Here is a 25,223-nt window from a genome sequence, read left to right as displayed (position 1 = left end):
CGCTTATTTGCTCAAGCGTCGCGATCGTGTTTACGGAGCGTCGACCCAGTCCTGCAGGCCGCCCTCAGCGCTGTTGTAGGTGAGCGTGTCTCCACCGAGGTCAGGGTGCTCAGCGACGATGGTGTAGTTGCCTGCGGCGGGGGTCACCGTGAAGTCGGTGAGGGCGTTGCTGGCCTCAAAGCCCTCCTCCTCGAGCGCGTCCAGGTCCAGGCCGGTGTACGAGCCACTGTTCTCCACGGCGAAGGTCTCCGCCGCAAGAGCTGCGTTCTTGAGGTCGGACTCGACCTCCGCGCGCCAAGCACTCTCGCGCTGGTTGAGGAAGACCGGGATGGCGATCGCGGCGAGGATGCCGATGATGATGACGACGACGAGCAGCTCGACGAGGGTGAAGCCCTTGTCGCCCGCACGGCGAGCGTCGAGACGCTCGGTGATCGAGGTGTTGATCTTGGTGAACATGGTTGGTGTTCCGTTCCTGTCGAAGGTGTGATGTGTGCGGGTCACGAGCTACGAAGTTGGTGGCCCCCCAGGAGCAATACTCGGTCGGCGCGCAGCATGTGGTAATCCCGTGTTCGGGGGGTTTTTCCCCCGATCAGACCCCCCTTTCGGGGCGACACAACGACGAGAGCGCCGCCCTCAACCCCCAGTGAGGGGGTGAGGGCGGCGCGGAGGTATCGGCGCTCGCCGACAGGTGCGAGTGCCGGCTCAGCCGATCTCGTTGAAGATCGAGAAGACGGGCATGTAGAGGGCGACGATCATGCCGCCGATGACGACGCCGATGACACCGATCATGAGCGGCTCGATGAGCGACGTCAGCGACTCGGCGGTCGACTGCACCTCCTCGTCGTAGAAGTCGGCGACCTTCTCGAGCATGATCTCGAGCGAGCCGGAGTCCTCACCCACGGACACCATTTGAGTCACCATCGCCGGGAAGATCGGCTCCTCCGTTAGCGGAGCCGCGATCGAGCGCCCGGTGCGGACGGAGTCCTGCACCTTGACCAATGCCTGCTCGATGACCCAGTTGCCGGACGTCTCGCCGACGATCGCGAGCGATTGCAGGATCGGCACGCCTGCGGCCATCATCGTGGCGAAATTGCGCGAGAAGCGGGCGATCGCAACCTTGCGGAACAGCTGCCCGAAGACGGGCATCTTGAGGACCAGCGGGTCGACCTTCGATCTCACCTCGTCGGTGTGCTTGTTGCGACGCCACCACACCGTGAACCCGACGATGACGACGACCAGCACCGGCACGATCCAGATCATGTTCTCGGAGAGAGTGACGAGGATCTGCGTCGGGAGCGGGAGAGCGCTGTCGAAGTCCTCGAACATGGCTTTGAAGATCGGCACGATGAAGATCATCATCGCGATCACGGCGGCGAAGGCCATGCACAGCACCGCGATCGGGTACGTGAGCGCCGACTTGATGGTCTGACGCAGCTTGACGTCGGCCTCGAAGTTGTTCGCGATCGACTCGAGAGATCGATCGAGGAAGCCGCCCGTCTCGCCCGCCTTGATGAGGTGGATCATCAGCCGGGGGAAGATCAGCGGATGCCGATGCAGGGCATCGGAGAGCGAGGAGCCCGTCTCGACATCGCTGCGCACCTTGCCGAGGACCTCGGCGAGCTTCGGGTTCTCCGTCTGCTGGCTCAGGATCGTGAGAGTTCGCAGCAACGACAGGCCCGAGGCGAGCATGGTCGCCATCTGCCGGCTCGCGACGGCGAGGTCCTTCAGCTTCACGCGCTTCTCGAAGCCCGGCAGGGTGATCTCGCGCTGCAGGCCCGTCGCGCTCGACTCGTCGATCGCGATCGGCGCGATGCCCATGGTGCGCAGACGCGCGACGACGGCGCTCTCGGTGGGGGCATCCAGCTTGCCCTTGACGATCTTGCCGCTGGCGTCGCGGGCCGAGTAGGCCCAGGTCTTCATCGACTGCGATGTCATGGTCATGTCAGAAGCTCCCGTTCATGCCGGCGCCGGCCATCTGGCCGTTCGACTCGGCGCGGTGGATGAGCTGACGTAGGTTCTCGGTGTCCTGCGCCTTCTCCATCGCGGCCTGGTGGGTGATGACCCCGTGGTTGACGAGGTCGGCGAGATGCTGATCGAGCGTGTGCATGCCGAGTTCACGTCCCGCCTGCAACGCCGAGGGGATCTGGAACGTCTTGCCCTCGCGGATGAGGTTGCCGATGGCCGCGTTGGCCACGAGGATCTCGGTCGCGACCGCACGGCCGCCGCCCGAGGCCCGAGGGATGAGCGTCTGACACACGACGCCCTGCAGGGTCGAGGCGAGCTGCGCCCGCACCTGGCCCTGCTGGTGCGGCGGGAACACGTCGATGACGCGGTCGATCGTCTGACCGGCGCTCTGCGTGTGCAGGGTCGCGAACACGAGGTGCCCGGTCTCGGCCGCGGTCAGCGCGACGGAGATGGTCTCGAGGTCACGGAGCTCGCCGATGAGGATGACGTCCGGGTCCTGCCGCAGCACGTGCTTGAGTGCGTTGGCGAAGGAGTGGGTGTCGCTGCCGACCTCGCGCTGGTTGATGAGCGACTTCTTGTTCTCGTGCATGAACTCGATCGGGTCCTCGACGGTCACGATGTGATCGGTGCGGGTGCGGTTCACCAGGTCGATGAGTCCGGCGAGCGTGGTCGACTTGCCGGAACCGGTCGGGCCGGTCACCAGCACGAGGCCGCGGGCGAGGGTGGCGAAGCGGGAGACCGAGGCCGGCACACCGAGGTCGCCGAGCGGCTTGATCTCGGTCGGGATGAGACGGAACGCCGCGCCGAGATTGCCGCGCTGCTGATAGACGTTCACGCGGAACCGGCTCTCTGCCGAGAGCGTGAACGCGAAGTCGAGCTCGAGGTGCTCCTCGAAGGTGTCGCGCTGGGCGGGCGTCATGATGCTGTGCAGCGCTCCCTCCATCTTCTCGGGCGTCCACGGGACCGTCGAGGGCAGATCCTCCAGGGCCCCGTGCAGGCGGATGCGCGGAGGCGCGTTCACGGCGACGTGCAGGTCGGAGCCCCCCTGGGACACGACCTGCGCGAGAGCCCACATGAGGTCGGGGTCGGCGAGGGATCGTGCCGAGCGCCGACCCTCGGAGGCCATGGCCCGCGCCTCCGCCGCGGCGGACACCGTCGTCGACGGGGGCTCGCCGGTCGCGTGCGAGGCGGAGTGCGATGGCGGTGGGGTGGTCGACTCCGCCGACGGCATCGCGAAGACGACGGTGGCGGGCTCCTCCTGCTCGCGGGGCGTGGCGAGGGGCACCGCCGGCGGTGCGGCGTAGACCGGTTCGGGCGCGGCCGCTGACCAGGCGGAGGCGGGCACCTCGACGGGGATCGGCAGAGCCGACTCGGGCGCGGGCGGCGGGGCGGCCTGCCACTCGGCGGCGCCCTCGTCGATCGCGAGCGCAGGGGCCGGCGGCGACTGGACCGGGGGAACGGGCGGCGCCGGCTCCGCGGCGGGCTCCGGCGCGGAGAAGCGCGGTGGCGGCGGCGTGAAGTCGGACACCGGCATGGCGAATTCGGTGGCGGGCGTCGCCGCGGCCGGCGCGGGAGTCGCGGCCGGCGGGATGACCGGTGCAGGCGACGCGACGACGGCCGCGGCCGGCGGCGCGAACTCGAGGGGCGCGCTCGAGGGCGGTGGCGGGAAGCCCATGGACGGCGCCGCGAAGGGCTCGGACGTCGGCGCGGGGCTCGGCGGCACCGCCGCATGCGGAGCGCCGACGGCTGCCGCCGCGGGCGGCGCGCTGAGCTCAGCACCGAAGGCAGCAGCCGGCGCGGAAGGAGCAGCATGCGCATCGGAGGCCGCCTCGGCCTCCGGCTGCATGGCTGCAGCGATGAAGTCGTCGAACGACGGCATCGGCGGGGCCGAGTAGCCCGCGGTCGGAGCCGGGGCGGCGGGCACCGCGGGCTCCGGCGTCGTCGGAGCGAAACCGCTCGTGAAGGGCTCGAAAACGGGGCGCTCGGTGCTGGTCGCGTCGTCGGTCATGATGCCGTCCTCTCCGCTGCGGGCGCGATCGTCATGCGACGACCCGCAGGATCTCCTCGATCGAGGTCAGACCCCGATGAACCTTCATCCATCCGTCGTAGCGGAGGGTGATCATCCCCTGCTCGATAGCGACCTTCTGGATCTCGGCGCTCGATGCGCGGTGAACCGCGAGCCGCTCGATCTCCTCGGTGACGGTCATGACCTCGTGCAGCGCGATGCGGCCGCGGTAGCCGGTGCCGGCGCAGGTCTGGCAGCCGACCGGGCGGTGCAGGGTCGGCAGGCCGTGCACGGCGGGGTCGAAGCCGACGCGCAGCCCGACCATCTCGTGCACCTCGGGCTGGTACTGCTCCTTGCAGCGGTCGCAGAGGCGGCGCGCGAGGCGCTGGGCGACGACGCTGTCGAGGGCCGAACCGACGAGGAAGGGCTCGATGTCCATCTCGGTGAGACGAGTGATCGCGCTCGGGGCGTCGTTGGTGTGCAGGGTGGACAGCACGAGGTGGCCGGTGAGGGATGCCTCGATGGCGATCTGGGCTGTCTCCTGGTCGCGGATCTCACCGATGAGCACGACATCCGGGTCGGATCGCAGGATGCTGCGCAGGGCGCTCGCGAACGTGAGGCCCGCCTTGGGGTTCACCTGCACCTGGTTGATGCCCGCGAGGCGGTACTCGACCGGGTCCTCGACGGTGATGACGTTGATCTCGGGCTTCGACACCGCGTTGAGCGTGGTGTAGAGCGTCGTCGACTTGCCGGAGCCCGTAGGCCCGGTGACGAGGATCATGCCGTACGGCTTCTCGTAGGAGGTGCGGTACGCGGCGGCGTTGCGCTCGAGCAGGTGCAGGTCTTCGAGGCTGAGGCTCGTGGACGAGTTGTCGAGGATTCGCATGACGATCTTCTCGCCGTACACGGTCGGCAGCGTGGCCACGCGCAGGTCGATCTTGCGGCCGTCATGGTTCACCGACAGCCGGCCGTCCTGCGGCTTGCGGCGCTCGGCGATGTCGATGTCGCTCATGATCTTCAGGCGCGAGATCACGCCGTTCTGGATGCTGCGGGGCGCCCGCTGCATCTCGTGGAGCACGCCGTCGATGCGGTACCGCACGCGCAGGTCGTGCTCGGCCGGTTCGATGTGGATGTCGGACGCGCGGTCGGAGATCGCCTGGCTGATGAGCAGGTTGACGAAGCGCACGATCGGCGCGTCGTCCTCGCGAGCATCGGCGAACTCGACCTCGGTGCTCGTCGACAGCGACGAGTCCTCCACCATCTCGGTGGTGAGGCTGCTCAGCTCGCCGTCGGCGCGGTGGTAGCGGTCGATCGCGGTCTGCAGGTCATTCGCCTCCGCGACGACCGGGACGACGGCGAGGCGGGTGACGGCGCGCACGTCATCGAGCGCGAGCACGTTGCCGGGGTCGGTCATGGCGAGCGTGAGCGAGGCGGCCGTGGCATGGATGGGGAGGATGCCGTGCCGGCGGCAGATCGCGGCCGGCACGAGACTCACGGCGGTGCCGTCGACGGGGTAGTCGGTCAACTCGACGAACGACAGGCCGGCGACCTCCGCCCGGGCGGAGGCGATCTGCGAGGCGGTCACGCGCCCCTCGTCGAGGAACATCTGCACGATGTGCGCCTCGGCGAGGGGATCATTGCTCATCACGTCGAGCGTCTCGATCGGCATGATGCCGCGGATGATGAGCACCTCGGTCAGTGATGGCATGCGTGACTCCCCCTTTGGACGCGAGCCGCTGATCGCGACACGCGCCGTTCCCCGAGGTTGACGGTATGTCAGGGGCTCATGGGGTAGTAGTCCCGCTTTCGGGGGTGGGAGCGCACGCCAGCCACTCCTCCCCCACGCGTCACAGGGATGCTCGTCACACCCGATCGTCGTAGCGCATCGACCCGAAGGGCGCCTTCCCGATGGCCGTCGCGATCTCGTAGGGGACCTCTTCGCGCCGGCGCAGGATCAGAGCGGCCTCGGCGAGATCGGTCTCGAGCGCCGCGCGAACACCGGCATCGAGCTCGAGCGCCGCGGCAAGCGCAGCCTCTCGGGATCGTGCGGCGAGCACCTCCGCCTGCGGGTCGAGATCCTCCCGCCAGGATGCCTCCGCCGAGCGGTATCGCGCGGCCTGCTCGCGCTCGGGCGCTCCTCGGCCGCGCGCGTCGATCCAGACCAGGCCGAGAAGGACGCCGCACACGCCCGCGGCGACCGCCGGCACGAGCACGGACTCGATCGGTGCGCCGTCCCGCGGCAGAGAGGCCCGCCAGACGACGAGCCCTGCTCCGGCGAGCGCCGCCACGGCGTCGAAGGAGATCACGGAACTCGCGCGGTGGTTGCTGACGCCCGCGGAGCTGCGCGAGCGCAGCGCACCCACGAGATGTAGCAGCGTGGCGAGCACGATGAGGCACGCGCTGAGGGCGGCCGCGGAAGCGGCATCCCATCGATCGGCGAAGCGGGCGCTCGCCGGGAGGACGGCGAGACCGACGGCGACGAGCACGAGGGCGAGAGCGTCGAGGCCCCAGATGTCGCGCGGGGGGTCGTGCGGCTCCTCCCCGGCGGGTGCCCCCTCGTAGCCGTCCTCGCGAGCACGGTACGTCGCGCGCAGGCGCGCCATCGCGCGATCGTGCTCGCGATCGATGGAGCGCAGACGATCGGCGAGCACCGGCGCGTGGACGCCGGCGGCGGCATCCTCCAGCGCGCGCGCGGTGGGCAGAGCCTCGCCGAGGCGGACCGGGATGCTCGCCGCGAGCTCGGCCGCGCTCACGCCGGCATCCAGCGGAAGCCGGCGAGCAGCTCGTCCATGGCCGATGTCATGATGCCGGCGTCGCGCACCGATCGGGCCAGGGCAGAGACCATGAGCACGGCCGGACCGTCCGAGAAGAGGTACTCGATGCGCGCAGCCGGCAGCCCGTCTCCCCCCGGGGTGACGGTGATGATGCGCGAACCCCGTCCGAGCGACGCGAACTCGAGGTCGCTCCGCGCGGGTGGCAGTAGCGCGTCGTCCGCCGCGGCCATGACGTCGACAGCGGAGTAGATCTCGCCGGCTGCGGGAACGATGATGCTGAGATGGGCGACCCCCAGCGCACCGACGTCGGCGGGCAGGAACAGGAAGGACTCGGACGCGTCGTCGGGGCGTGAGAGCACGACGGCCTCCGCCACGCCCCTGACCGCGTGGGCGTCGTCGGCATCCAGATCGGGGCGGGACGCGCGGAGGTCGGCCACGACCTCGTCGGCGAATCCGCGGGCGTCACCGGAATCCGGCAGCCTGTACCAGCAACCGGCGTCGTAGGACAGCTCGTAGCCGCTCATGGTCTCTCCCACGCGAAGGTGCTGACGATGACGTCACTCAGCGCGACCATCTCATCGACCATCCGCATCGCGTCATCATCGGCGCCGGCGGGGTACGGCACGGCGGTCGTGAACTGCAGCGCGCGCGTGCGTGCGGAGCCGGGCACCGCGATGACGTACGCGATCTGCTTGGTGCGGATGCCCCGATCGAGGCCCTCGAGCGCGCGATCCGCCTCCATCCGGACGATCGCGCGATCATCACGGAGGAACTGCGCGCCTCCTTCTCGGAACATGGCGGCTACCTCGCCATCGAGCGAGCGACCCTCGGGCGCCCGTCGGACGGACACGATGATCGACATCGGCATGACCTGCTCGGCCGGCACGTCCCGCTGCAGGTAGACAGCGACGGCATCGTTCGACCGCAGCTGGGCGAAAGCCCGGCGGATCGCCGACCGGAACTCGACGTCGAGATCGGGTCGATGGGCGCGCTTCATGATCTCGCTTCCGCGGAGGACGAGCTCTTCCGCGGTGGCGGAGCTCGCCGCGGCCTCGTCCCACCCGTTCGGCAGAAGAAGCCGATAGGGCGGGATCCCGATATCCGCTGCCGGCGTCGACGCCATCGTCATCGAGCGAGCTCGGCCGACCACGCGTCGACCGGCTGCTCGCCGAACGCGGCCATCGCGTCGGAGGTGCCTCGGACGACCATGTTCGTGCGCTTGATGCCGAACTCGACGACGTTGATCGCCATCTCGGGCATCGTCACCACGGGAGCGCCGCTCACGACGTCACCGAGCGCACCGAGGTGCGGCCGGACGAGGCTCTGATGATGAGGGGTCATCGACGCGAAGTTGTCGACTACGCCGGTGACCCAGGTGCGACTAGAACCCTGCGAGATGCGGGTCACGATGCCCGACGCCCCACCGCCGGTGAACGCCGTGAAGTCGGTGCGCAACCGCTGGGCGAGCCCCTGCGCGGCTCGCGATCCCATTCCGCCCCCCTGACGGATCACGTCGGCGCTCGGTAGTCGGCGGATCGCGACGAGACGGCGCACGGGCGTGACGATCTCCATCACCGGCCCGGTCGCGAACTCCCGGATGCCTGTCAGGCGTCGTCCTGACTGGAAGACCTTGCCGAGCTTGCCGAACGGGAGCACGCCGACGACCGCCCAGGCGATGTCGGATCCGTTACGGCGCCCTTTCGCGGCGAGGTACAGCGTGCCCAGCAGTGCGAGCACTCCGGCGAGCGCGGCGAGGGCGGCGAACAGCGGCCCGCCGATGACGAGCGCCGCGATCGCGAGGATGACGCCCGCGATCTGCAGAACGACGAGCACCTCCTCGACGACGCCAGCGAGGTCGTCTGTCCAGTGATCGGTGACGTTCCCCTCCGTCGCATCCTCGATGCCGGACAGCGCAGCCTCGTACGCGATGTCCCAGGTCTCGAACTCGGCATCGTAGGCGCGCAGCACCGCATCGAGATCGTCCACTGCTGCATCGGCGAGGAGGAGCGCCGAGGAGGCGGTCGTCGCGAGCCGATCGGCGGTCGTGGTCGCCGAGGGATCAGCGTCGTCGGGGGTGTAATCCTGTGCCTCCGCGGCCGCGCTCGCGGCGAGAGACCGGCGACGGATCAGCTCGGCCTGGGCTGCCTCGGCCTCCGCCACGAGGCGTCGCATCTGCACCTGCACGTCGTCGAGCGCCTGACCGTACGTGCGCATGATCCGCCCCGTCGGGGAGTAGCGCTGCGAGGCCCGGTGCAGTTCCTCATGGACATCGCCGACCTCCTGCTGGATCCGTTCGATCGACCGGCCCTTCTGCTCCTCGGCGCCGTCGCCGATGTCGCGCAGCACCTGCGCCGCGCCCTCCATCTGGGCCCCGAGCGCTTCGATGGCCTCGCCGCGCGCGATGATGCGCGCAGGCTCACCGGCGAGAACCTCCACTCGCCGTCCCGCGTGCGTTCTCAGATCAGTCACGATGCCCTCCGGGGGTCAGACGTCCGACACCGGCGCGGCCCCGCCGCTGGCGTCGAGGGTGAGGTTGTTCGCGAGCTCGGAATCGAAATCGAGCCATCCGGTGCAGGTCGATTCGACTGAGGCCTGGATCGCCGTGAGCTTCTCGACGAGGGCCGAGCGCCGGTCGTCCCAGCCGGACTCGAAATCGCGCGTGCGGTCGCGCAGACCCGATCGGTCGGCGGGCCGATCGATCGCGTCCTGGAGCTCGCCCGTGGTCGATCCGACCTCGTCGAACTCGACGAGGATGCGCTTGAGCGCTGAGTTCAAGGCGCTCAGGGTCGTCACATCGATGATGACATCAGACATGCGCTGCTCTTTCGTCGGTGGTCATCGTGCACGGGCGGAGCTCGAGCCGGGCGGCCGTGGCCGCCCGGCTCGATGTGAGGCGCGGATCAGTTGCCGGCGAGCGCCGCGTCCGTGTCCTGGATCGCTCGCATCATCTTCGTGAGCGACTCGCCCATGTCGCGGATGCCCTCGATGGCGCTCTTGAGGCCCTCGGTGAGCTCGCCGTAGCCGTCGTTGAACTTGCCCGAGGCCTGCTGCGTGCGGAACTCGTCGTTCGTGAGCGCCTCGACCTCGCTCTTGAGCGAGCGGAGGATCTCGGCGATGTCCTCACGGCCTGCCTCCAGGCGGCTCGCCATGCGCTCCATCTCGCTGTAAGTGGCCTTGAAGTCAGCCATGATGACCCTTTCGTTCGTGTGCGGCCCCCTGCGGGCCCCGATGGCTCCACCGTAGTGCGGCAGTTTTCCTCACGTCGATGGGGAGGACTCCCCACTTTCGCCCCAGCGCTCGTCGATGCGCACGCTCTCGCGCTCCGCGAGCTGTTGATCGACCTGCCCGAGCGCCGTGAGCGCCAGCAGCGCCTGGATCTCGGCATCCTTCATCCGTTGCGCGAGCTCCGGGTCACGAACACGGAGTTCCGCGCACTCCGCGTCCGAGAGTCCGGCTCGAGCCCGCAGCTCAACCGCTCCCGGCGTGAGACGAATGATCACGAGGAGTGCGGCGAACCCCACAGCTTGCACCACAGCCGCCCGGATCATCTCGACATCCTCATACGACTCCCCCGTGAGGAGGCGGACCAGACCCAGCGTGAAGCCGATGGGCAGACGGACCAAGGCGACGATGATCGGGGTCCGTCGTGCGGACCGCAGCACCATCGGCATCGACGCCCCGAGGCGGAGCGCGAGCACCCCGAAGATGACGGAGGCGAGTGTGCCGATGACGGCGATATTCGCCGCGATCTCCGGTTCAAGTCGGCCCCCGCGCGCACCGAAGTGCGATGCGCCCGCCAGGATCGCGGAAACGAGCTGCACGGACCCGAATGCGATCCACCGTCCCGAGACGGAAGAGAGATCCTGCGTGCTCGGATAGTCATCCCCGGCGGCGGGCGCCTGCAGGACAGCCTCCGCGGCGACCCCCCGACCCGCATCGACCGCGGATGGGCCGCGAAGACTCCCAGGCAACTGCGCGACCTGATCGCGAACGCGAGCGAGCTCCCTCTCGCTCATGAAACCCCGTCGACGAGACCGACGCCCCACCGTTCGTCGATCCTGGCGCTCTCGCGCTCCGCGAGCCGCGGGGTGATGTGCCCCAGAACGGTCGGGGCGAGCAGCGCCTGGATCTCGGCGTCCTTCATCCGCTGCGCGAGCTCCGGGTCGCGCTCGCGCAGCTCGACGCACTGCGCGTCGGAGAATGCAGCGCGGCGGAGAAGAGTGACGGGACCTGGATAGCGGCGCCACAGCACGATCATGACGACGAGCCCCACAGTCTGCACCGCGATCGCGCGCAGCATCACATCGATCTCGTACGCCTGATCCGTCAGGATCCTCTGCAACCCCATGGCGATTCCGAGCGGCAGGATGACGCAGCCGACCAAGAAGCAGGTGCGCGTCGCCGTCCGCATCGCCGGCGACATCCTCGGCAGGAGCCGCACCGCGATGAACGCCATCGCCACGGCGACGAGCGTGCTGACGAGGGCGACATCGGCGGCCGTCTCCGTCTCGAGCCCGCCGCTGCGGGTCCTGATGTGCGAGGCGCCAGCGGCGATGGTGACCGCGAGCTGCACCGTCCCGAACACGATCCAACGCACCGGCTCCGCCGAGAAGTCCCACGAGTCCGCCGTCGTCGACGATTGAGGATGACCGTCGAGCACCTGAGACGCGGCGATGCCCCTCCCTGCCGCGATGGCGGCTCTTCCTCGCAAACGGCCGGAAACGTTCGCCACCCGCTCGCGCACATCCGCAAGCTCTGCGTCGCTCATGAGGCCCCGTCGACGAGACCGACGCCCCAGCGCTCGTCGAGCCTCGCGCCCTCCCGATCCGCGAGCCGCTGATCGACCTGGCCGAGCGCTTTCTGGGCGAGGAGAGCATGGATCTCGGCGTCCTTCATCCGCTGGGCCTTCTCCGGATTCATCGCGATCAGACGTGCGCACTCCTCGTCGGTCAGGGCGCGTCGCCGATAGGCCTCGACCGGGCTGGGCATGCGTCTCAACAGCACGAGCAGAGCAGCGGCGGCCAGCGCTTGCACTACCGCCGCTCGCACCATGACGTCGACCTCGTCGGCCTCGCCGAGGACCAGACGGGCGAGCCCGACGACCAACCCGACAGGGATGAGGATCGAGCCGACCAGCACCGTGATCCGCGTGGCCCTGCGCATCGGCAGCGACATGACGGGGAGCAGCCGCACGGCGAGCACACTCAGCAGAACGGCGATGATCGCGCTGACGAGGGCCACGTTCGCGCCCACCTCAGGCTCGAGTCGTCCGCCGCGCCCTCCGAAGTGGGAAGCGCCGGCCGCCCCCACGGCGAGCGCCTGGAGTGCGGCGAACACGATCCACCGCACTGGCACATTCGAGAATTCATCCGCATCGTCCGCCGAGATCACCTCAGCGGGGTCGCCCAGAACGACCTCAGCCGCGACACCCCGCCCCGCATCGGCCGCCACCGCGCCGCGGGTACGGGGAGGCAGGCGAGAGATTCCCGCGCGAACGCGGGCAAGTTCCGCGGCGCTCACGACGCCCCGTCGACGAGACCGGCACCCCAGCGCTCGTCGATGCGCGCGCTCTCCCGCTCCGCGAGCTGCGGGTCGACCTGGCCGAGCGCTGTAAGGGCGAGCAGAGCCTGGATCTCAGCGTCCTTCATCCGCTGCGCGACCGGAGGATCATCGGCGCGCAGACGCGCGCACTGTGCATCACTCAAGGCGTACCGCCGGTACACCGCGACCGGGCCGGGAACCCGCCGGAACATCATCAGCAGGACGAACGCGCCCAGCGCCTGAACGATTGCTGCGCGCACCATGACGTCGACCTCGGAGGCCTCCCCGAACAGCAGGCGAGCAATCCCGAGCACGAATCCGAGCGGGAGAATGACCGAGCCGATCAAGAGCGTCGTGCGAGTGGCCGTGCGCACCGGTGGAGGCATGATCGGCAACAACCGCAACGCAAGGGCGCTGAGAGCGACCCCGACGATCACGCAGACGAGCGCGACGTTCGCACCCTCCTCGGGCTCCAGTCGCCCCCCGCGTCCCCCGAAGTGGGAGGCTCCAGCCATGATTACGAAGAGGAGCTGGATGCACCCGAACACGATCCATCGGACGGGAACGGTGGAGAGATCCTGCCCATCGTGGACGAAGTCGGGGTCTGCGGGTTCACCGAGGACCACTTCCGCTGCGATCCCCCGGCCCGCGTCGACCGCTGCCGCACCCCGCGCCCGAGCCGGCAGTTGCGCGATCCTCGCGCGAACGCGGGCAAGTTCCGCGGCGCTCACGACGACCCGTCGATGAGACCGGCACCCCAGCGCTCGTCGATCCGAGCGCTCTCCCGCTCCGCGAGCCGCTGATCCACCTGGCCGAGTGCGGTCAGCGCCAGCAGCGCCTGGATCTCTGCGTCCTTCATCCGCTGCGCGGCCGCGGGGTCGGCGCGTCGCAGTCGTGCGCACTCTTCATCACTCAACGCAGAATCAGCAGTCGCCGCGGTCCGTGGTCGCGCGCGACGCCAGAGCAGGAACAAGGAGACAGCACCGATCGCCTGCACGACCGCTGCCCGCACCATCACGTCGACCTCGTTCGTCTCACCGAGCGCCAGCCGCAGCAGTCCGAGAACCAGCCCGAAGGGGAGCACGATGCACCCGATGAGCAGAGTGATCCGAGTGCCCGACCGCACGGGCGCCGGCATGCGCGGCATCACGCGAAGGGCGATGACAGAGACCACCACGGCGACGATCGTGCTGACCAGTGATGAATCGGCCGCCGCTTCGGGCTCGAGTCGACCGTCTCTACCGCTGAGATGCGACAGCCCCGCAATAAGGACCGGGAGGAAGTGTGCGGAGGCGAAGAGTATCCAACGCAGAGACACGGTCGACCAATCGTTCGACTCCTCCCGCGGTGGCGTCGATTCCGGACGATCGAGGACGACGTGAGCGGCGATGCTCCTCCCCGCCTGGATCGCGGCAGCTCCGCGGAGCCGGGGGGGCAGGTCCGCGATCGCGGCGCGAACGCGCGCGAGCTCACCACCGTTCACGACGCCCCGTCGACGAGACCAACGCCCCAGCGCTCGTCGATGCGCGCGCTCTCCCGCTCGGCGAGCTGCGGGTCGACCTGGCCGAGCGCTGTGAGCGCCAGCAGCGCCTGGATCTCGGCGTCCTTCATCCGCTGGGCGGTGGCCGGGTCGTGACGGCGGAGCGCCGAGCATTCACCGTCGGAGAGCGCGGCGCCCGCGCGCGCGGCAGCCTGCCCGGGGGTTCGACGCAGGATGACGACGAGCGCCACGATGCCGAGAACCTGCACGACAGCGGCTCGGATCATGGCTCCGTCGTCGAACGCCTCACCGCGCGCGAGCCGGACGAGTCCGAGCACGAGACCGATCGGCAGGAGCACGAGGGCGACGAGAAGGGGCGTGCGCCGAGCCGACCGCAGCACCATCGGCATCGACGGCCCGAGTCGAAGGGCGAGCGCTCCGAGCGCGACCGTGGCCACGGTAGCGATCAGCGCGGTGTTCGCCGCGGGCTCGGGGTCGAGGCGCCCGCCACGGCCGCCCAGGTGCGATGCGCCCGCGAGGATCGCCGCGAGCACCTGGAGAGCGGCGAACACGATCCACCGCGCGGGAACGCCGGACAGGTCCCCATCGCTCACGGTCCCCCGCGGCGCTTCGTTCCGGATGACCGTGTCGGCGGCGATGCCGCGCCCCGCAGCGACCGCCGCAGGGCCGCGGAGGCGAGGGGGCAGCTGGGCGACCTGCTCGCGCACGCGCGCCAGATCAGCGTCGCTCATCCGCGCACCATGCGGGCGAGCGCTCGGCCGTCGAGCCCCGCCAGAAGCGCATCCCCGTCGACGATGAGGCTGTGGAGTCGCGCCGGGGTGTCATCTCCCCTCGGCTCCCCGAGTCGGCGGCTCTCACGAACCACCGTCGACGAGCCCGACGCCCCAGCGCTCGTCGATCCGCGCGCTCTCCCGCTCCGCGAGCTGCGGGTCGACCTGACCGAGCGCCGTTAGGGCGAGCAGAGCCTGGATCTCGGCGTCTTTCATCCGCTGAGCGAGCTCCGGGTCACGGCCCCGGAGTTCCGCGCACTCCGCATCGGAGAGGCCGGCTCGCGCCCGCAGCTCGACCGCTCCCGGCGTTCGACGCAGGATCACGAGAAGGGCGATGAACCCGACTGCTTGCACGACCGCCGCGATGATCAGCGGAACATCCTCGTACGCCTCCCCCGTCAGGAGGCGGACCAGGCCGAGCGTGAAGCCGATGGGCAGGAGGACGAGCGCGACGATGATCGGAGTGCGTCGCGCGGAGCGCAGGACCATCGGCATCGATGCTCCGATCCGGAGCGCGAGCATGCCGAAGAGTACGGACACGAGGGTGCCGCCGACGGCGATGTTCGCCGCGATCTCCGGTTCGAGCCTCCCGCCTCGCGCACCGAAGTGCGATGCGCCCGCCAGGATCGCCGCGACGAGCTGCACGGAGCCGAACACGATCCAGCGTCCGGAAACGGAGGAGAGATCGTGCGTGCTCGGATAGTCCTCTCCCGCGGCGGGCGCCTGCAGTACGGCCTCGGCGGCGATCCCCCGGCCCGCATCGACGGCCGTGGGACCGCGAAGACTCGAGGGGAGATGCGAGATCTGGTCGCGGACGCGAGCGAGCTCGATCTCGCTCACCCCAGCACCATCCGTGCGAGGGCTCGCCCGTCGAGACCGGCGAGCAGGTCATCGCCGTCGGCGACGAGCCGCGAGAGTCGGGAGGGATCGGTGTCGGCGGCGGTCATCCCGACCACGATGCCGTCGACCGCCGCCGCCCATTCCACGAGAGCGAGCACCGGCGCGTCGGCGATGTCGCCGTCACCGACCGGGACGAGGCTGCGCCGCCGGGCCGCCCGATCGAAGCCGGGCACCTCCAGCGCGCTCTCCAACGGCTCGACCACGAGACGGTCGGGAGCCGCGGGCAGCAGCTCGTCGCCGCCGGCGACGGCCAGACTGACGTCGAGCGCCGCGCCTGGCTCGCCGTCGTCGGGAAAGTGCCAGTACCGCACGACCGCCCCGTGCGAGTCGAGCTCGGCGAGCGCCAGGGCGATCGCGCGGATGCTCTCCCGCCGTCGAGCGTCACCGGGAACCGCCTCCTGCGCCACCCAGGATGCCCAGGCCCCGGCGTCGGTCCAGCGCTCCTCGGCGAAGTCGAGCGGCACCCGGATCCAGCGACCGGGATCAACGTCGATCGGCGCCCGCATCATGGCGTCCTCCAGGTGAGACTCGCGAGCATGACGTCGCCCAGCGCGAGCACCGGTTCGGCACCGGATCCGTCGTGCAGTGCGGTGAAGGTGGCGAAGAGTCCTCCGCTCGCAGCCGGACGCGGGAAGACCGCCATCGTGTGGCTGGCGTAGACGCCCTGCTCCGCGTAACGGGTCGATTCGAAGCGGAAACGGAACTGCAGCGCTGCAGCATCGTCCACGCGCTCGACGGGTCGCGCCTTCGCGATCCGGGCTGCTGCCGATTCCGCCGTCACGCCCTCCTCCGTACGGTATCGGGCGATCGTCAGCGATGCCGACGCCGCCTCGACGGCCTCGAGCGTGGTCGGGAGGTGGATCTCGAGGACCCTCCCCTCGCGCATCGACGACCTCAGCTCGGCGGTCAGGGCTCGGGCCTGGATGACGAGGTCGGCGCGGCCTGCGTCGCGCGCCAGCTGCTCGAAACCGGCGAACGGATTCTGCGTCATCAACTCCTCGGCACGGTGGCGTCGCCATCCCGGCGGCGCCATGAGCGACCATCCCGTCGGAGCCGATGACGGCACGGCGGCGGTCATCGACCGGTCACCGCGTCCTGTCCCGCCCCGATCACATCGCGGATCGGGTCCCCGATGAAGTCCGAGGCACCGCCCATCGTCAGGGAGTCGAGGCCGCCCATGGTGAAGTTCCACGCGTTGACCCCCTGCATGACCGCGCTCGGCATCGCGTTGTCCGCGGCCCACGCCAGGCTGCGCGGGCCGGCCGTCCCTCCTGCCGCCCACCCGTTGTCGATCAGTGAGGAGATCCTCATGGCATCGATGTCGAACCGCCCACCGCCGGACCGGACACCGGTTGCGATCCTCTGTGCCCAGTCGGGCATCCCGGATCGCAGGAAGTCATCGGCGAGGCCCGCCGCGCCCGCCTCACGTGCAGCGCGATTGCCTACATTGGCCAGCACGTCCGAGTGACGCGCGCCGTGGGCCTGCCAGCGGGCGAGGTCGTCGACGATGGCCGTGCGGCCCGCCACGGCGGTCGCTGCCGTCCTGCTCGACGACGTGGTGAGACCCAGGGCGGCCCGAGCGCCTTGCCCCGAGCGGAGGGCCCTGCCGAACGGGATGACACCGATCACGGCGAACGCGATATCGACACCATCCTTCCGGCGGCCGCCGACCGCCATCACGATGGTCGCGATGAGCACGATCAGACCCGCGATCGTCGCGATGGTCGCCGCCATCGCGACGAACGGAGCCGCGACGACCATCGCCGCGATCGCGGCGATGGCACCCACGATCGTCGCCGCCAGGATGACGACGTCGAGCGCGTCCTCCCACCATGAGTCGTCGATATCGGAGAGGTCGATCGCATCGCCGATCGCCGACACCGCATCGTCGTACGAGGTCTCCCAGTCGCCGACCGCGCTGTCGAAGTTCTCCCAGAGGCCATCCAGCAGCGACTCCGCACGGTCCGACAGGGAATCCGTCTCGGTCAGACGGGCCTCCGCCGCCGTGCGCTCCTCCGCCGTCGGGTCGCTACCGAGCCCGTCGACCTCGCTCTGCGCGGCGGCGAGCGCGCTGCGGTGCCGCTGCGCCGCCTCGTGAGCGGTGCGGATGCTCTCCACATGCTCCTCACCGGCGAGGAACTGCACGCGGCGCAGGGCGACGGCGTAATCGCACAGCGCGTGCGCGGTGCCGCGCCCGCCCTCCTCGCCGACGTAGCGCAGAGCGGCCTGCTCGAGATCCTTCTCGGCCTGCCCTGCCTCGTCGCGAATGGCGTCGAACGATTGCGCGCGATAGCTCTCCTCGCGGCTCAGCTTGCCGAGCTCGACCGCCGCAGTGCGCATCGCAGAACCCACGGCGAGGAAGGCCTGCCCCGCGGCCTCGATCGCGTCCGCGTCGCCCTCCACGGTGAGGCAGGGGCGCGTGTGCGGGGATCGCAGCCAGGCATCCCCGATCTCCGGCTTGAAGACCATGACGTCGTTCCTTTACTCGTTATCCGGCCGGCGCGACCAGGGCCGCGTCGGTCGTGCTGAAACCCTCGATGATGCCGTTGAGGTGGTCGTAGACGCCCTGCAGGTTCTCCTGGATGACCTCGCGGTTGCCGTTCCACCCGCTCTCGAAGTCGCCGACGCGCGAGTGCAGCTCGCCGCGGCCGTGGGGCTTCCCGACCGCGTCGCGCACCTCGCCGACGGCGTCGGAGACGCTCGCGAAGTCATCGAGCACGACGGCCAGGCTCGCCAGGGTCTCGCGCAGTGCATCCAGGTTCAGATCGACATCGGCCGCCATCGTTGCCCCTTCCTCAGGTATCGGTCACAGATTACGGGTTCGCGCGGAACCGGACGATGGGGAGGACTCCCCACGCCCGCTCTCACGGCACGAGCGGCAACTGCACCGTCACCGCGCGGCCGTTCTCGACGAAGATGCCGCGGCCCTCGGGGAACTCGTGGCGCTGCACCCGCGGGAACGGCACCTTGAAGATCGACTCGCCGTCGTAGGTCTCGGGCTTCAGCACGATGCCGCGGCGACCCGCCTTGAGCTCGCCGATGAGGCCGTAGCCGCCCGCCATGAGACTGACGTCGCCCTCGCCGATGAGCATGTGGTCGCTGCGGTTGACGGCCTGGAACAGCTCCTTGAGCGGGCGCTCGGCATCGGTGTCGCCGAACTCGGTGACGTTCTCGACCACGATCACCATGCGGTTCTGCGCCCCCTCCTCGGCGACGATGGGGGCGAGCTGCTTGGCGAGCGCGCGCACGTCGTCGATGCTCGAGGCCGCGCCCGTCCAGGCGCGGTCCTCGCGCAGCGCGGCCCGCCGACCGCCGATGTGGAAGAACTCGGTTCCCGGCTCGGCCCGCTCGACCGCGCGCACCAGCGCGCGCAGGGCGCTGGTCCTGCCGCTGCGCGGAGGACCGGCCACGACGAAGGTGCCGATCGGCTCGAACCCGAACGGACCGAGCTCGTCATCGGCGATGCCGATGACGGGCTGCCCGCCCACGCTGTCGGGCAGGTCGGCGGGGCTCAGCTCGGTGGGTAGCGCGCCGATGCCGGGAGCATCCACCGCACCGCGCGCTCTCAGCTCGGCGGCGAAGGCGTCCATCGCCGTCGACTGCTCGGCCACGTTGACGGTGCCGCCCATCGAGCCGATCTGGGTTTCGACGCCGTCGACGATCGCGCGGCCGGGAGCGCTGCGCTCGTTCAGCACGTCCTTCGGAACGCCGAGCACCCCGTAGGCGTTCTCGTCGCTCATGCGCAGCACGATGCGCTTGGACACGTTGGCGCTGACCGCCGTCGGCACGGCTCCGTAGCGGTCGGCGGTGGCGATGATGTGGATGCCCAGCGGCCGCCCCTCGCCGAGCGCGCGCATCACGATGCCGTAGAACGGGGCCCGGGCGCTGGTGGCCTCCCACTCCTGCTTGAAGGTGCCGAAGCCGTCGATGAGCACGATGATGCGCGGCTCATCGGCGCGCCCGCTCAGGCGCCGGTACTCGCTGAGGCTCGCGGCGTTGACTTCCGAGTAGCGCCGGGAGCGGTCGTCGAGCATCGACCGCAGGGTGCGCAGCAGGCGCTGCACGCGCTCGGCGTCGTCGCCGGCGACGATCGAGCCGACGTGCGGCAGGCTCTCGAGCGAGCGCAGCGATCCGGTGCCGAAGTCGGCACCGTAGACGATGCTGCGCCCGGCCTCGGGGCGCGCGCCCGCCGCGACGGCGATCGAGCGCAGCGCGGTCGACTTGCCCGAGCCGGAGGTGCCGTAGACGAGCATGTGCCCGTCGGTGTCGGGCTCGAAGAAGACCGGCGCCTGCAGCTGCCGCTCGGGGATGTCGGCGAGGCCGAGCGCGATGCGCGCGTCGCCCTCGAGCGGCAGGGCGCGCAGGTCGACGGTGGCCGGCAGGTCGTCGAGCCACGGCCGCCGTGGGGCCGGGATGGCCGCCTGCGCCGAGGCCGCGATGAGCGAGGCGACGAGGCGCTTCTGGTCGTTGGGGCCGAGGTCGCCGTCCTCCTCGAGCGACTCGGGGCTGCCCTCGCCCTCCCACACGAGCAGGGATCCGAACCGCAGCTCGGCGACGCGCACCTGCGCCTGCTCGGGCTCGTCGCTCGTCCAGCCGCCGGCGTACCCCGACTGGAAGGGCACCAGCCGGCCCGGCCCGGTCTTCGCGATGCCGCGACCCGGGATCGACGGATCGAAGGTGCCCGCCACCGGATCGCCGACGACGTCGTTGGAATCGCTCTCGTCGGCCATCCGCAGCGCCACCCGCAGGTTGGTGTTCGCCCGCAGATTGTCCTTGATGACGCCGGCGGGCCGCTGCGTGGCCATGATGAGGTGGATGCCCAGCGAGCGCCCGCGCTGGGCGATGTCGACCACCCCGTCGACGAACTCAGGCACATCGCCCGCGAGGGCGGCGAACTCGTCGATCACGAGCACGAGGGCCGGAGGCGTATCCGGGTCCTGCCGCTTCTCCAGCTCGAGCAGATCCTTCGCCTTCTTGCGGTTGAAGAGGTGCTCGCGGTGGTGCAGCTCGGCCCGCAGGCTCGTGAGCGCGCGGCGCACGAGGTGCGGGCTCAGGTCGGTGACGAGACCGACGCAGTGCGGCAGCTCGACGCAGTCGGCGAAGGCGGAGCCGCCCTTGTAGTCGACGAAGAGGAAGGTGACGCGGTCGGGGCTGTACTCCGCCGCCATGCCGAGCACCCACGCCTGCAGGAACTCGCTCTTGCCCGAGCCGGTCGTGCCGCCGACGAGGGCGTGCGGACCCTGCGTGCGCAGGTCGAGGGTCATCGCGTCGGGGCTGCCCTGCCCGATGAAGGCCGTGAGCGTGCCCGCGCGCTTGAGCCGCGGGCGCTGGGTGCCGCGCGTGCGGTCGAGCACCGAGCTGTTCTGCCGCCACCGCTCGACGGCCGCCGCCGGCTGCACGGCGAGCTCGCTGCCGAGCAGGGTGAGCATCGACACGCTGCGCGGCAGGTCGGTGGCGTCGTCGGTGACGCTCGAGACGTCGACGACGGGGGCGATGCGCTTGGCGAAGACCTCGGCGTAGGCGTTCGAGACGCCCTCGACGACGACCGGCTCGTAGGCCTCCCCCGCGCGCACGTAGCCGACGCGACCGTTCTCGAGGCCGGCGGTGACGTCGACGTAGGTGCGGCAGGCGGCGGGCAGCGACTCGACCGTGGGCGCGAGGAAGATCGTGTACACGCCGACGTCGGCGCCGCGCTCGATCACCTGCGTGAGGCGCGAGCGGTCGACGGGCGCGTCGCCCGAGACGACGAGCACGATCGCCATCTCGCCCGGCAGGCTCAGTTCGCGCGGGATGCCCTGCCCGACGCGCGCGCCGAGCGCGAGCGTCGTGTCCTCCGTCTTGAGCGGGCCTCGCCGGCTCGGGGTGCCGCTCGAGCGCTGCAGCACGATCTCCTCGAGCGCGTTGAGCAGCGCGGTGCCGGCGGAGGGGCTGTCGGCGAGGGCGAGCTCGGCGAAGGGCGAGCGGGGCGTCGTCGTGTGGGGCAGCCACTTGAGCCACTCCAGCTCCCTGGTCCAGCCCGGATCGACGATGGCGGCCGTGACGACCTCGTTCGGCGCGTGCAGGCCGAAGAGCTGCACGCCGAGCCCGCGCAGGGCATCCGCCGCCATCGTGCGCGAGCCGGCGATGCCGAGGCCGCCCGAGCTCGGCAGCATCTCGACCAGCGGCACGTCGTCGATGAACTCGTGCCGCTCGCGCAGCACCTGAACCTGCCGCGAGTACTGCACGATGCCCTTCGCATCGCCGCCCGCCGCGATCGAGTTGCGGCTGCGGGCGCGACCGACGCCGAGGCGCAAGCCGAGGAAGCTCCAGTGCTCGGGGCGTCGGGTCCACAGCAGCGGGCCGAGGCGCATGGCGTCCTCGTAGACGACCGCGGTCGGCGGGGCCTCGGCGTGCCGGCGCTCGCGCTCGACGATCGTCTGCTCGGCCAGGTCGTCCTCGAGCCGCTCGATCTGCTCCTCGAAGGTCTCGATCTCCTGGGTCAGCTTGATGCCCTGCTGGCGCTTCTGCCCGAGGAAGTTGCCGAGCAGCATCACCGGCGACATCGCCACCATGAGCAGGGCGAGCGGGCGGCCCGTCGCGAAGAAGATCGTGAGGCCGAGCAGGATGGGCGCGATGATCATCGGCCACGGGAACAGGCGCGGATCCGACTCGGTGGGGATGGAGGGGTGCGGGAACTCGGTTCCGGGGTAGCGGATCTCGACCCGCGGGGAGCGGTTGAACAGGAGGGATCCGCCGCGCTCGAGCACGGCATCCTGCTCGCCCGCGTCGCCCGCCTGCAGCATCGTGAAGGCGACGTCGGTGTCGCCGATCGTGATGACCTGACCGGGCTGCACGGTCAGGCGCGGCACCCGGCCGCCGTCGATGACGAGGCCGTTGGCGGAGTTGAGGTCGACGAGCTCGATGCTCTGATCGATCTCGACGCGCGCGTGCCGCTTCGAGACCAGCGGGTCGGCGAGGGTCACGCCCGTCGCGGGATCGCGGCCGATGACGCTGTGGCCGCGGCCGAGCGGGAACTCGCGCCCCGCATCGGGGCCGGAGAGCACGCGCATGACGGCGGCGGCGGTGCGCGAGCGCTCGGCGGTGGCGTGCGCGGCGACGGCGGCGTGGAAGCCGCTGCCGAGGGGCGCGTCGGCGATCAGCAGATCGGGCTGCAGGGGCACGAGCTCGTCGACGACCGGAGGGGCGACCGCGAGCGTGAGGGGCATGCCCGCGAAGCGCTGGTACTGCGCCGACTGCGGATCGGTCGCCGCGATCGCGCGGGCGACGTCGGCGACGGTCGCCGTCGCATCGGCGGTGATGACGACGTCGACGTCGGGGGCGCCCTGGCGCCGCAGCGCGAGCTTGAGCTTCATCGGATGCCTCTCGGGGCGTCGGGGGTCTGGTGGGTGCGGGTGCGGCCGGGGTCGGTCACGGCTCGGCGACCACGCGGAAGGTGCGGCCACCGACGGCGACCGTGCTGCCGGGCGGGATGCTCGTCCGCTCGCCCGGCGTCAGCACGAGCTCGCCCGCCGCCGAGGTCGCGCGCGTGCCGTTCGACGAGCCGCGGTCGAGCATCCAGAAGCCGAGAGCCGGATCGATGCCGAACGCGGCATGCGTCTTCGAGAGCTGCATGCTCGCGTCGACGAGGGGCAGCAGCAGGTCGGCGTGCTCGCCCGCCCGGGGCTCGGGGTCGCGCCCGAGCAGGGCCGCGCGGGGCACCGGCACGACCGTGCCGTCGTCGAAGTGCAGGCTCGCGGCGGAGGGCGCGGACGGGGCTGAGGGTGCCGCCGGGGCGAGTGGCGCGGCAGGTGCGGCGGGCACCACCGCGGCAGGGGCGACCGGCGTCGGGGCTGCCGGCGGGAGAGGGGCTGCCGGGGCGACCCCCGCCTCGACGGGCGAGGGCGGCGGAGCCCACCGCGACGCCTCCGGCGTGCCTGACACGACCCCCGAGTTGGAGCGCTGCACCGGGACGAAGGCGGTCGGCGCTCCTCCGATCGTCGCGAGCGAGGGCATGGGGGCGGCCGCGTCGCGCTCGGGCGTCTCGTAGGCCTTGCGCGCGTGGCGCATCGCCTTCGCGTCGAACGGGTCGAGTCCGCGGCGCGCATCGATCACCCAGGCGCGCGCGAGACGGTCGAGCCAGCTGCGACCCCGGCCCTCCGCATCCCACAGCCCCGAGGCGAACAGCAGCGCGGGGCCCGCGACGACCAGCAGCATCGTCGAGAGCTGCAGCACGAGGGCGCGCAGCACGACGCGCCAGAAGCCGGGAGGCCCGAAGGCGGCGACGTTCACCGAGCGCAGCCCCATGAGCGCCTTGCCGAGGGTGACCCCGCGGCGGCCGTGGAGGATCAGCTGCACGAGCCCGAAGGCGATCGTCAGCCCCTGCCCCACGAGGATGAGGACCAGGCTGCCGGCCAGCGCCTCGAGAAGGGCGGCGGGGTCGGCGGGGGATGCGGACTCGAGCAGCACCGGCAGCACCAGCAGCACGCCGATGACGGCGGGGCTGCTCAGCACCGCCCAGGCGGCGGCGTCGATCGCGAAGGCGGCGGCGCGCCGCCCGGTGCCGGCGGGCCGCAGCCCGAGCCCCTCGGCATAGGCCGGATCGGGCGTGCCGTCGTCACGCAGCCCCGGCGTCGGGGCGTCGTCGTCGACCTCGGCGGTGATCGGCACGCGGGCTCCGTTACTGGTCATTGCTCATCGACGGGGACGGTCGATGCTACCGATAGGTCAGCCGCGCTCATGCTGTCTCCGGGCGCTCGCCGGGCACGGAGGCGGGGACGAGACGGGCGCTGGTCGGCTCCTGAGAGCCGGCGCCCCATGCGGCGAGCGATGGGGCGATCGCGGCATCCACCGCCACGGCACCGGGAACAGCCGTGCGGAGCGGTGCGGCCTCCTCGTGGAAGCCGCGCGCGTCGAGCACCGCCACCGCGGCATCGCGCGCCTCCGCCACGGCGAGTCGGCGCGGCTCGTCGACGGCGCTCCAGAGCGCGTCGAGCTCGGCGGCCGCGCGAGCGATGGCCGCCGAGTGCTCGAGGCGCACGACCTCGAGCCACTCCTGCACCTCGGCGGCGACCCGGGAACGGCCGGCCGTACCGAGCGAGACCCAGCTGCGGACGAGCGCGGCGAGGACGACCAGTGAGAGCGTGGCGCTCGCGACGAGCATCCACCACCAGAGGCGCAGGGCCGGATCCGTCGCGCCGTCCATCAGCGCCCCGATGACGACACCCGGGATCGCCGTGCCGACGACGAGCACGACTACCCGGCGGAGGAATGTCGGGGGCGGCCCGGCGACGATGGTCCGCAGCGTCACGCCACCGACGATGAGGGCCGCGGACAGGTGCAGGAGTGCCGCGACGGGGAGCGCCCACTCCGGATCGACGCCGCTGCGGGTCAGAAAGACGGCGGCAGCACCCGCCGCGAGGAGGACCGCGAGAACCTGCAGGGCCAGGCTGAACGCGGAGGGGCGGAGGACCTCGCGCAGATGCGGGCGGGCCGTCAGCTGCTCCTGGAGACGATCGAGCGCGGCCGCTCGCATCTGCGCTGCGGTGCGCTGAGCGAGTGCGTCGACTTCCGCCCGGTACTCGGGGAGCATCTCGAGCGAGCGCCGATCGAACTCGACCCGCTCGAGCGCGAACTGGGCCCGGACCACGGAGCGCGCCCACTCCACGACGGGAGTGCCCGTCGGCGGATCGATCGCGTCACTCCCCTTCCGATCAGCGCCGGTGGACGCTTCGGGGGCGGTGCCGGAACTCTCAGCGTGGGCAGGCGATGCCGCGTCGGTCATGCCGCCT

The 25,223-nt window shown here is 70.9% G+C and carries 24 protein-coding genes; all 24 read right to left on the bottom strand.

All coding sequences use genetic code 11. The features are described 5' to 3' along the window. Nucleotides 1-30 precede the first annotated feature (30 nt). Complete coding sequence (locus OVN18_RS13150; protein ID WP_324287802.1) at nucleotides 31-456, bottom strand: type IV pilin protein; 426 nt, start codon at nucleotides 454-456, stop codon at nucleotides 31-33. 246 nt (nucleotides 457-702) lie between these two features. Then, nucleotides 703-1,941: a type II secretion system F family protein gene (locus tag OVN18_RS06495; RefSeq protein WP_267782823.1), complete on the bottom strand. Its 1,239-nt coding sequence runs from the start codon at nucleotides 1,939-1,941 to the stop codon at nucleotides 703-705. Nucleotide 1,942: 1 nt separating this feature from the next. Beyond that, nucleotides 1,943-3,973 carry a type IV pilus twitching motility protein PilT gene (locus OVN18_RS13145; RefSeq protein WP_324287801.1) on the bottom strand — a complete coding sequence of 677 codons (2,031 nt, stop codon included), beginning with the start codon at nucleotides 3,971-3,973 and terminating at the stop codon, nucleotides 1,943-1,945. 31 nt (nucleotides 3,974-4,004) lie between these two features. After that, nucleotides 4,005-5,678: a GspE/PulE family protein gene (locus tag OVN18_RS06485; RefSeq protein WP_267738819.1), complete on the bottom strand. Its 1,674-nt coding sequence runs from the start codon at nucleotides 5,676-5,678 to the stop codon at nucleotides 4,005-4,007. A gap of 154 nt (nucleotides 5,679-5,832) precedes the next feature. Then, on the bottom strand, nucleotides 5,833-6,723 hold the full coding sequence (locus OVN18_RS06480) for a hypothetical protein (protein ID WP_267782821.1): 891 nt from the start codon (nucleotides 6,721-6,723) through the stop codon (nucleotides 5,833-5,835). Next, nucleotides 6,720-7,268, bottom strand: coding sequence for a hypothetical protein (locus OVN18_RS06475; RefSeq protein ID WP_267782819.1), 549 nt, complete (start codon nucleotides 7,266-7,268; stop codon nucleotides 6,720-6,722). Before OVN18_RS06475 ends, OVN18_RS06480 begins: the two co-directional genes overlap by 4 nt. Continuing rightward, nucleotides 7,265-7,741 carry a hypothetical protein gene (locus OVN18_RS06470; protein ID WP_267782816.1) on the bottom strand — a complete coding sequence of 159 codons (477 nt, stop codon included), beginning with the start codon at nucleotides 7,739-7,741 and terminating at the stop codon, nucleotides 7,265-7,267. The genes OVN18_RS06475 and OVN18_RS06470 overlap by 4 nt, the downstream gene beginning before the upstream one ends. 128 nt (nucleotides 7,742-7,869) lie before the next feature. Then, the gene (locus OVN18_RS06465) at nucleotides 7,870-9,213 is read right to left on the bottom strand and encodes an SNARE domain-containing protein (protein ID WP_267782813.1); all 1,344 of its coding nucleotides are present in this window, start codon (nucleotides 9,211-9,213) and stop codon (nucleotides 7,870-7,872) included. A gap of 15 nt (nucleotides 9,214-9,228) precedes the next feature. Then, a complete protein-coding gene (locus tag OVN18_RS06460) occupies nucleotides 9,229-9,558 on the bottom strand; it encodes a hypothetical protein (protein ID WP_267782811.1) in 330 nt (109 codons plus the stop codon). An 86-nt stretch (nucleotides 9,559-9,644) separates the two neighbouring features. Continuing rightward, nucleotides 9,645-9,932, bottom strand: a complete 288-nt coding sequence (locus OVN18_RS06455; RefSeq protein WP_267738812.1) for a WXG100 family type VII secretion target — start codon at nucleotides 9,930-9,932, stop codon at nucleotides 9,645-9,647. Nucleotides 9,933-10,001: 69 nt separating this feature from the next. Next, nucleotides 10,002-10,760 carry a hypothetical protein gene (locus tag OVN18_RS06450; RefSeq protein ID WP_267782809.1) on the bottom strand — a complete coding sequence of 253 codons (759 nt, stop codon included), beginning with the start codon at nucleotides 10,758-10,760 and terminating at the stop codon, nucleotides 10,002-10,004. Further along, nucleotides 10,757-11,512: a hypothetical protein gene (locus OVN18_RS06445; RefSeq protein WP_267782806.1), complete on the bottom strand. Its 756-nt coding sequence runs from the start codon at nucleotides 11,510-11,512 to the stop codon at nucleotides 10,757-10,759. Before OVN18_RS06445 ends, OVN18_RS06450 begins: the two co-directional genes overlap by 4 nt. Then, the gene (locus tag OVN18_RS06440) at nucleotides 11,509-12,195 is read right to left on the bottom strand and encodes a hypothetical protein (RefSeq protein ID WP_267782802.1); all 687 of its coding nucleotides are present in this window, start codon (nucleotides 12,193-12,195) and stop codon (nucleotides 11,509-11,511) included. The genes OVN18_RS06445 and OVN18_RS06440 overlap by 4 nt, the downstream gene beginning before the upstream one ends. 65 nt (nucleotides 12,196-12,260) lie before the next feature. Next, entirely contained in the window at nucleotides 12,261-13,016 is a 756-nt protein-coding gene (locus tag OVN18_RS06435; protein WP_267738806.1) for a hypothetical protein, read from the bottom strand. Beyond that, on the bottom strand, nucleotides 13,013-13,768 hold the full coding sequence (locus OVN18_RS06430; protein WP_267782800.1) for a hypothetical protein: 756 nt from the start codon (nucleotides 13,766-13,768) through the stop codon (nucleotides 13,013-13,015). The genes OVN18_RS06435 and OVN18_RS06430 overlap by 4 nt, the downstream gene beginning before the upstream one ends. Then, complete coding sequence (locus OVN18_RS06425) at nucleotides 13,765-14,517, bottom strand: hypothetical protein (protein WP_267782798.1); 753 nt, start codon at nucleotides 14,515-14,517, stop codon at nucleotides 13,765-13,767. Before OVN18_RS06425 ends, OVN18_RS06430 begins: the two co-directional genes overlap by 4 nt. A gap of 123 nt (nucleotides 14,518-14,640) precedes the next feature. Further along, nucleotides 14,641-15,396: a hypothetical protein gene (locus OVN18_RS06420; RefSeq protein WP_267782797.1), complete on the bottom strand. Its 756-nt coding sequence runs from the start codon at nucleotides 15,394-15,396 to the stop codon at nucleotides 14,641-14,643. Continuing rightward, entirely contained in the window at nucleotides 15,393-15,965 is a 573-nt protein-coding gene (locus OVN18_RS06415) for a hypothetical protein (protein ID WP_267782796.1), read from the bottom strand. The genes OVN18_RS06420 and OVN18_RS06415 overlap by 4 nt, the downstream gene beginning before the upstream one ends. Beyond that, nucleotides 15,962-16,489, bottom strand: coding sequence for a hypothetical protein (locus OVN18_RS06410; RefSeq protein ID WP_267782795.1), 528 nt, complete (start codon nucleotides 16,487-16,489; stop codon nucleotides 15,962-15,964). Before OVN18_RS06410 ends, OVN18_RS06415 begins: the two co-directional genes overlap by 4 nt. A gap of 41 nt (nucleotides 16,490-16,530) precedes the next feature. Further along, nucleotides 16,531-17,859 (bottom strand): hypothetical protein, encoded by a 1,329-nt coding sequence (locus tag OVN18_RS06405; RefSeq protein ID WP_267782793.1) that lies wholly within the window; start codon nucleotides 17,857-17,859, stop codon nucleotides 16,531-16,533. Nucleotides 17,860-17,944: 85 nt separating this feature from the next. Then, a complete protein-coding gene (locus tag OVN18_RS06400) occupies nucleotides 17,945-18,238 on the bottom strand; it encodes a hypothetical protein (RefSeq protein WP_267782792.1) in 294 nt (97 codons plus the stop codon). 82 nt (nucleotides 18,239-18,320) lie between these two features. Continuing rightward, complete coding sequence (locus OVN18_RS06395) at nucleotides 18,321-22,808, bottom strand: FtsK/SpoIIIE domain-containing protein (protein WP_267782790.1); 4,488 nt, start codon at nucleotides 22,806-22,808, stop codon at nucleotides 18,321-18,323. 55 nt (nucleotides 22,809-22,863) lie between these two features. After that, nucleotides 22,864-24,123 (bottom strand): RDD family protein, encoded by a 1,260-nt coding sequence (locus OVN18_RS06390; RefSeq protein WP_267782789.1) that lies wholly within the window; start codon nucleotides 24,121-24,123, stop codon nucleotides 22,864-22,866. A gap of 46 nt (nucleotides 24,124-24,169) precedes the next feature. Then, nucleotides 24,170-25,081, bottom strand: a complete 912-nt coding sequence (locus tag OVN18_RS06385; RefSeq protein ID WP_267782787.1) for a hypothetical protein — start codon at nucleotides 25,079-25,081, stop codon at nucleotides 24,170-24,172. Nucleotides 25,082-25,223 lie beyond the last annotated feature (142 nt).

The sequence above is a fragment of the Microcella daejeonensis genome (genome assembly GCF_026625045.1).
In the GTDB taxonomy this organism is placed as follows: Bacteria; Actinomycetota; Actinomycetes; order Actinomycetales; family Microbacteriaceae; genus Microcella; species Microcella daejeonensis.
The sequence above is the reverse complement of the archived record's forward strand: the minus strand, read 5'-3'. Positions and strand labels throughout refer to the sequence as shown.

Bases quoted from the DNA above. Each gene is read 5' to 3' on its own strand.
- OVN18_RS13150 (WP_324287802.1), bottom strand. From the start codon at position 456: ATGTTCACCAAGATCAACACCTCGATCACCGAGCGTCTCGACGCTCGC.
- OVN18_RS06495 (WP_267782823.1), bottom strand. From the start codon at position 1,941: ATGACCATGACATCGCAGTCGATGAAGACCTGGGCCTACTCGGCCCGC.
- OVN18_RS13145 (WP_324287801.1), bottom strand. From the start codon at position 3,973: ATGACCGACGACGCGACCAGCACCGAGCGCCCCGTTTTCGAGCCCTTC.
- OVN18_RS06485 (WP_267738819.1), bottom strand. From the start codon at position 5,678: ATGCCATCACTGACCGAGGTGCTCATCATCCGCGGCATCATGCCGATC.
- OVN18_RS06475 (WP_267782819.1), bottom strand. From the start codon at position 7,268: ATGAGCGGCTACGAGCTGTCCTACGACGCCGGTTGCTGGTACAGGCTG.
- OVN18_RS06470 (WP_267782816.1), bottom strand. From the start codon at position 7,741: ATGAAGCGCGCCCATCGACCCGATCTCGACGTCGAGTTCCGGTCGGCG.
- OVN18_RS06460 (WP_267782811.1), bottom strand. From the start codon at position 9,558: ATGTCTGATGTCATCATCGATGTGACGACCCTGAGCGCCTTGAACTCA.
- OVN18_RS06455 (WP_267738812.1), bottom strand. From the start codon at position 9,932: ATGGCTGACTTCAAGGCCACTTACAGCGAGATGGAGCGCATGGCGAGC.
- OVN18_RS06450 (WP_267782809.1), bottom strand. From the start codon at position 10,760: ATGAGCGAGAGGGAGCTCGCTCGCGTTCGCGATCAGGTCGCGCAGTTG.
- OVN18_RS06445 (WP_267782806.1), bottom strand. From the start codon at position 11,512: ATGAGCGACGCAGAGCTTGCGGATGTGCGCGAGCGGGTGGCGAACGTT.
- OVN18_RS06425 (WP_267782798.1), bottom strand. From the start codon at position 14,517: ATGAGCGACGCTGATCTGGCGCGCGTGCGCGAGCAGGTCGCCCAGCTG.
- OVN18_RS06415 (WP_267782796.1), bottom strand. From the start codon at position 15,965: ATGATGCGGGCGCCGATCGACGTTGATCCCGGTCGCTGGATCCGGGTG.
- OVN18_RS06410 (WP_267782795.1), bottom strand. From the start codon at position 16,489: ATGGCGCCGCCGGGATGGCGACGCCACCGTGCCGAGGAGTTGATGACG.
- OVN18_RS06400 (WP_267782792.1), bottom strand. From the start codon at position 18,238: ATGGCGGCCGATGTCGATCTGAACCTGGATGCACTGCGCGAGACCCTG.
- OVN18_RS06395 (WP_267782790.1), bottom strand. From the start codon at position 22,808: ATGAAGCTCAAGCTCGCGCTGCGGCGCCAGGGCGCCCCCGACGTCGAC.
- OVN18_RS06390 (WP_267782789.1), bottom strand. From the start codon at position 24,123: ATGACCAGTAACGGAGCCCGCGTGCCGATCACCGCCGAGGTCGACGAC.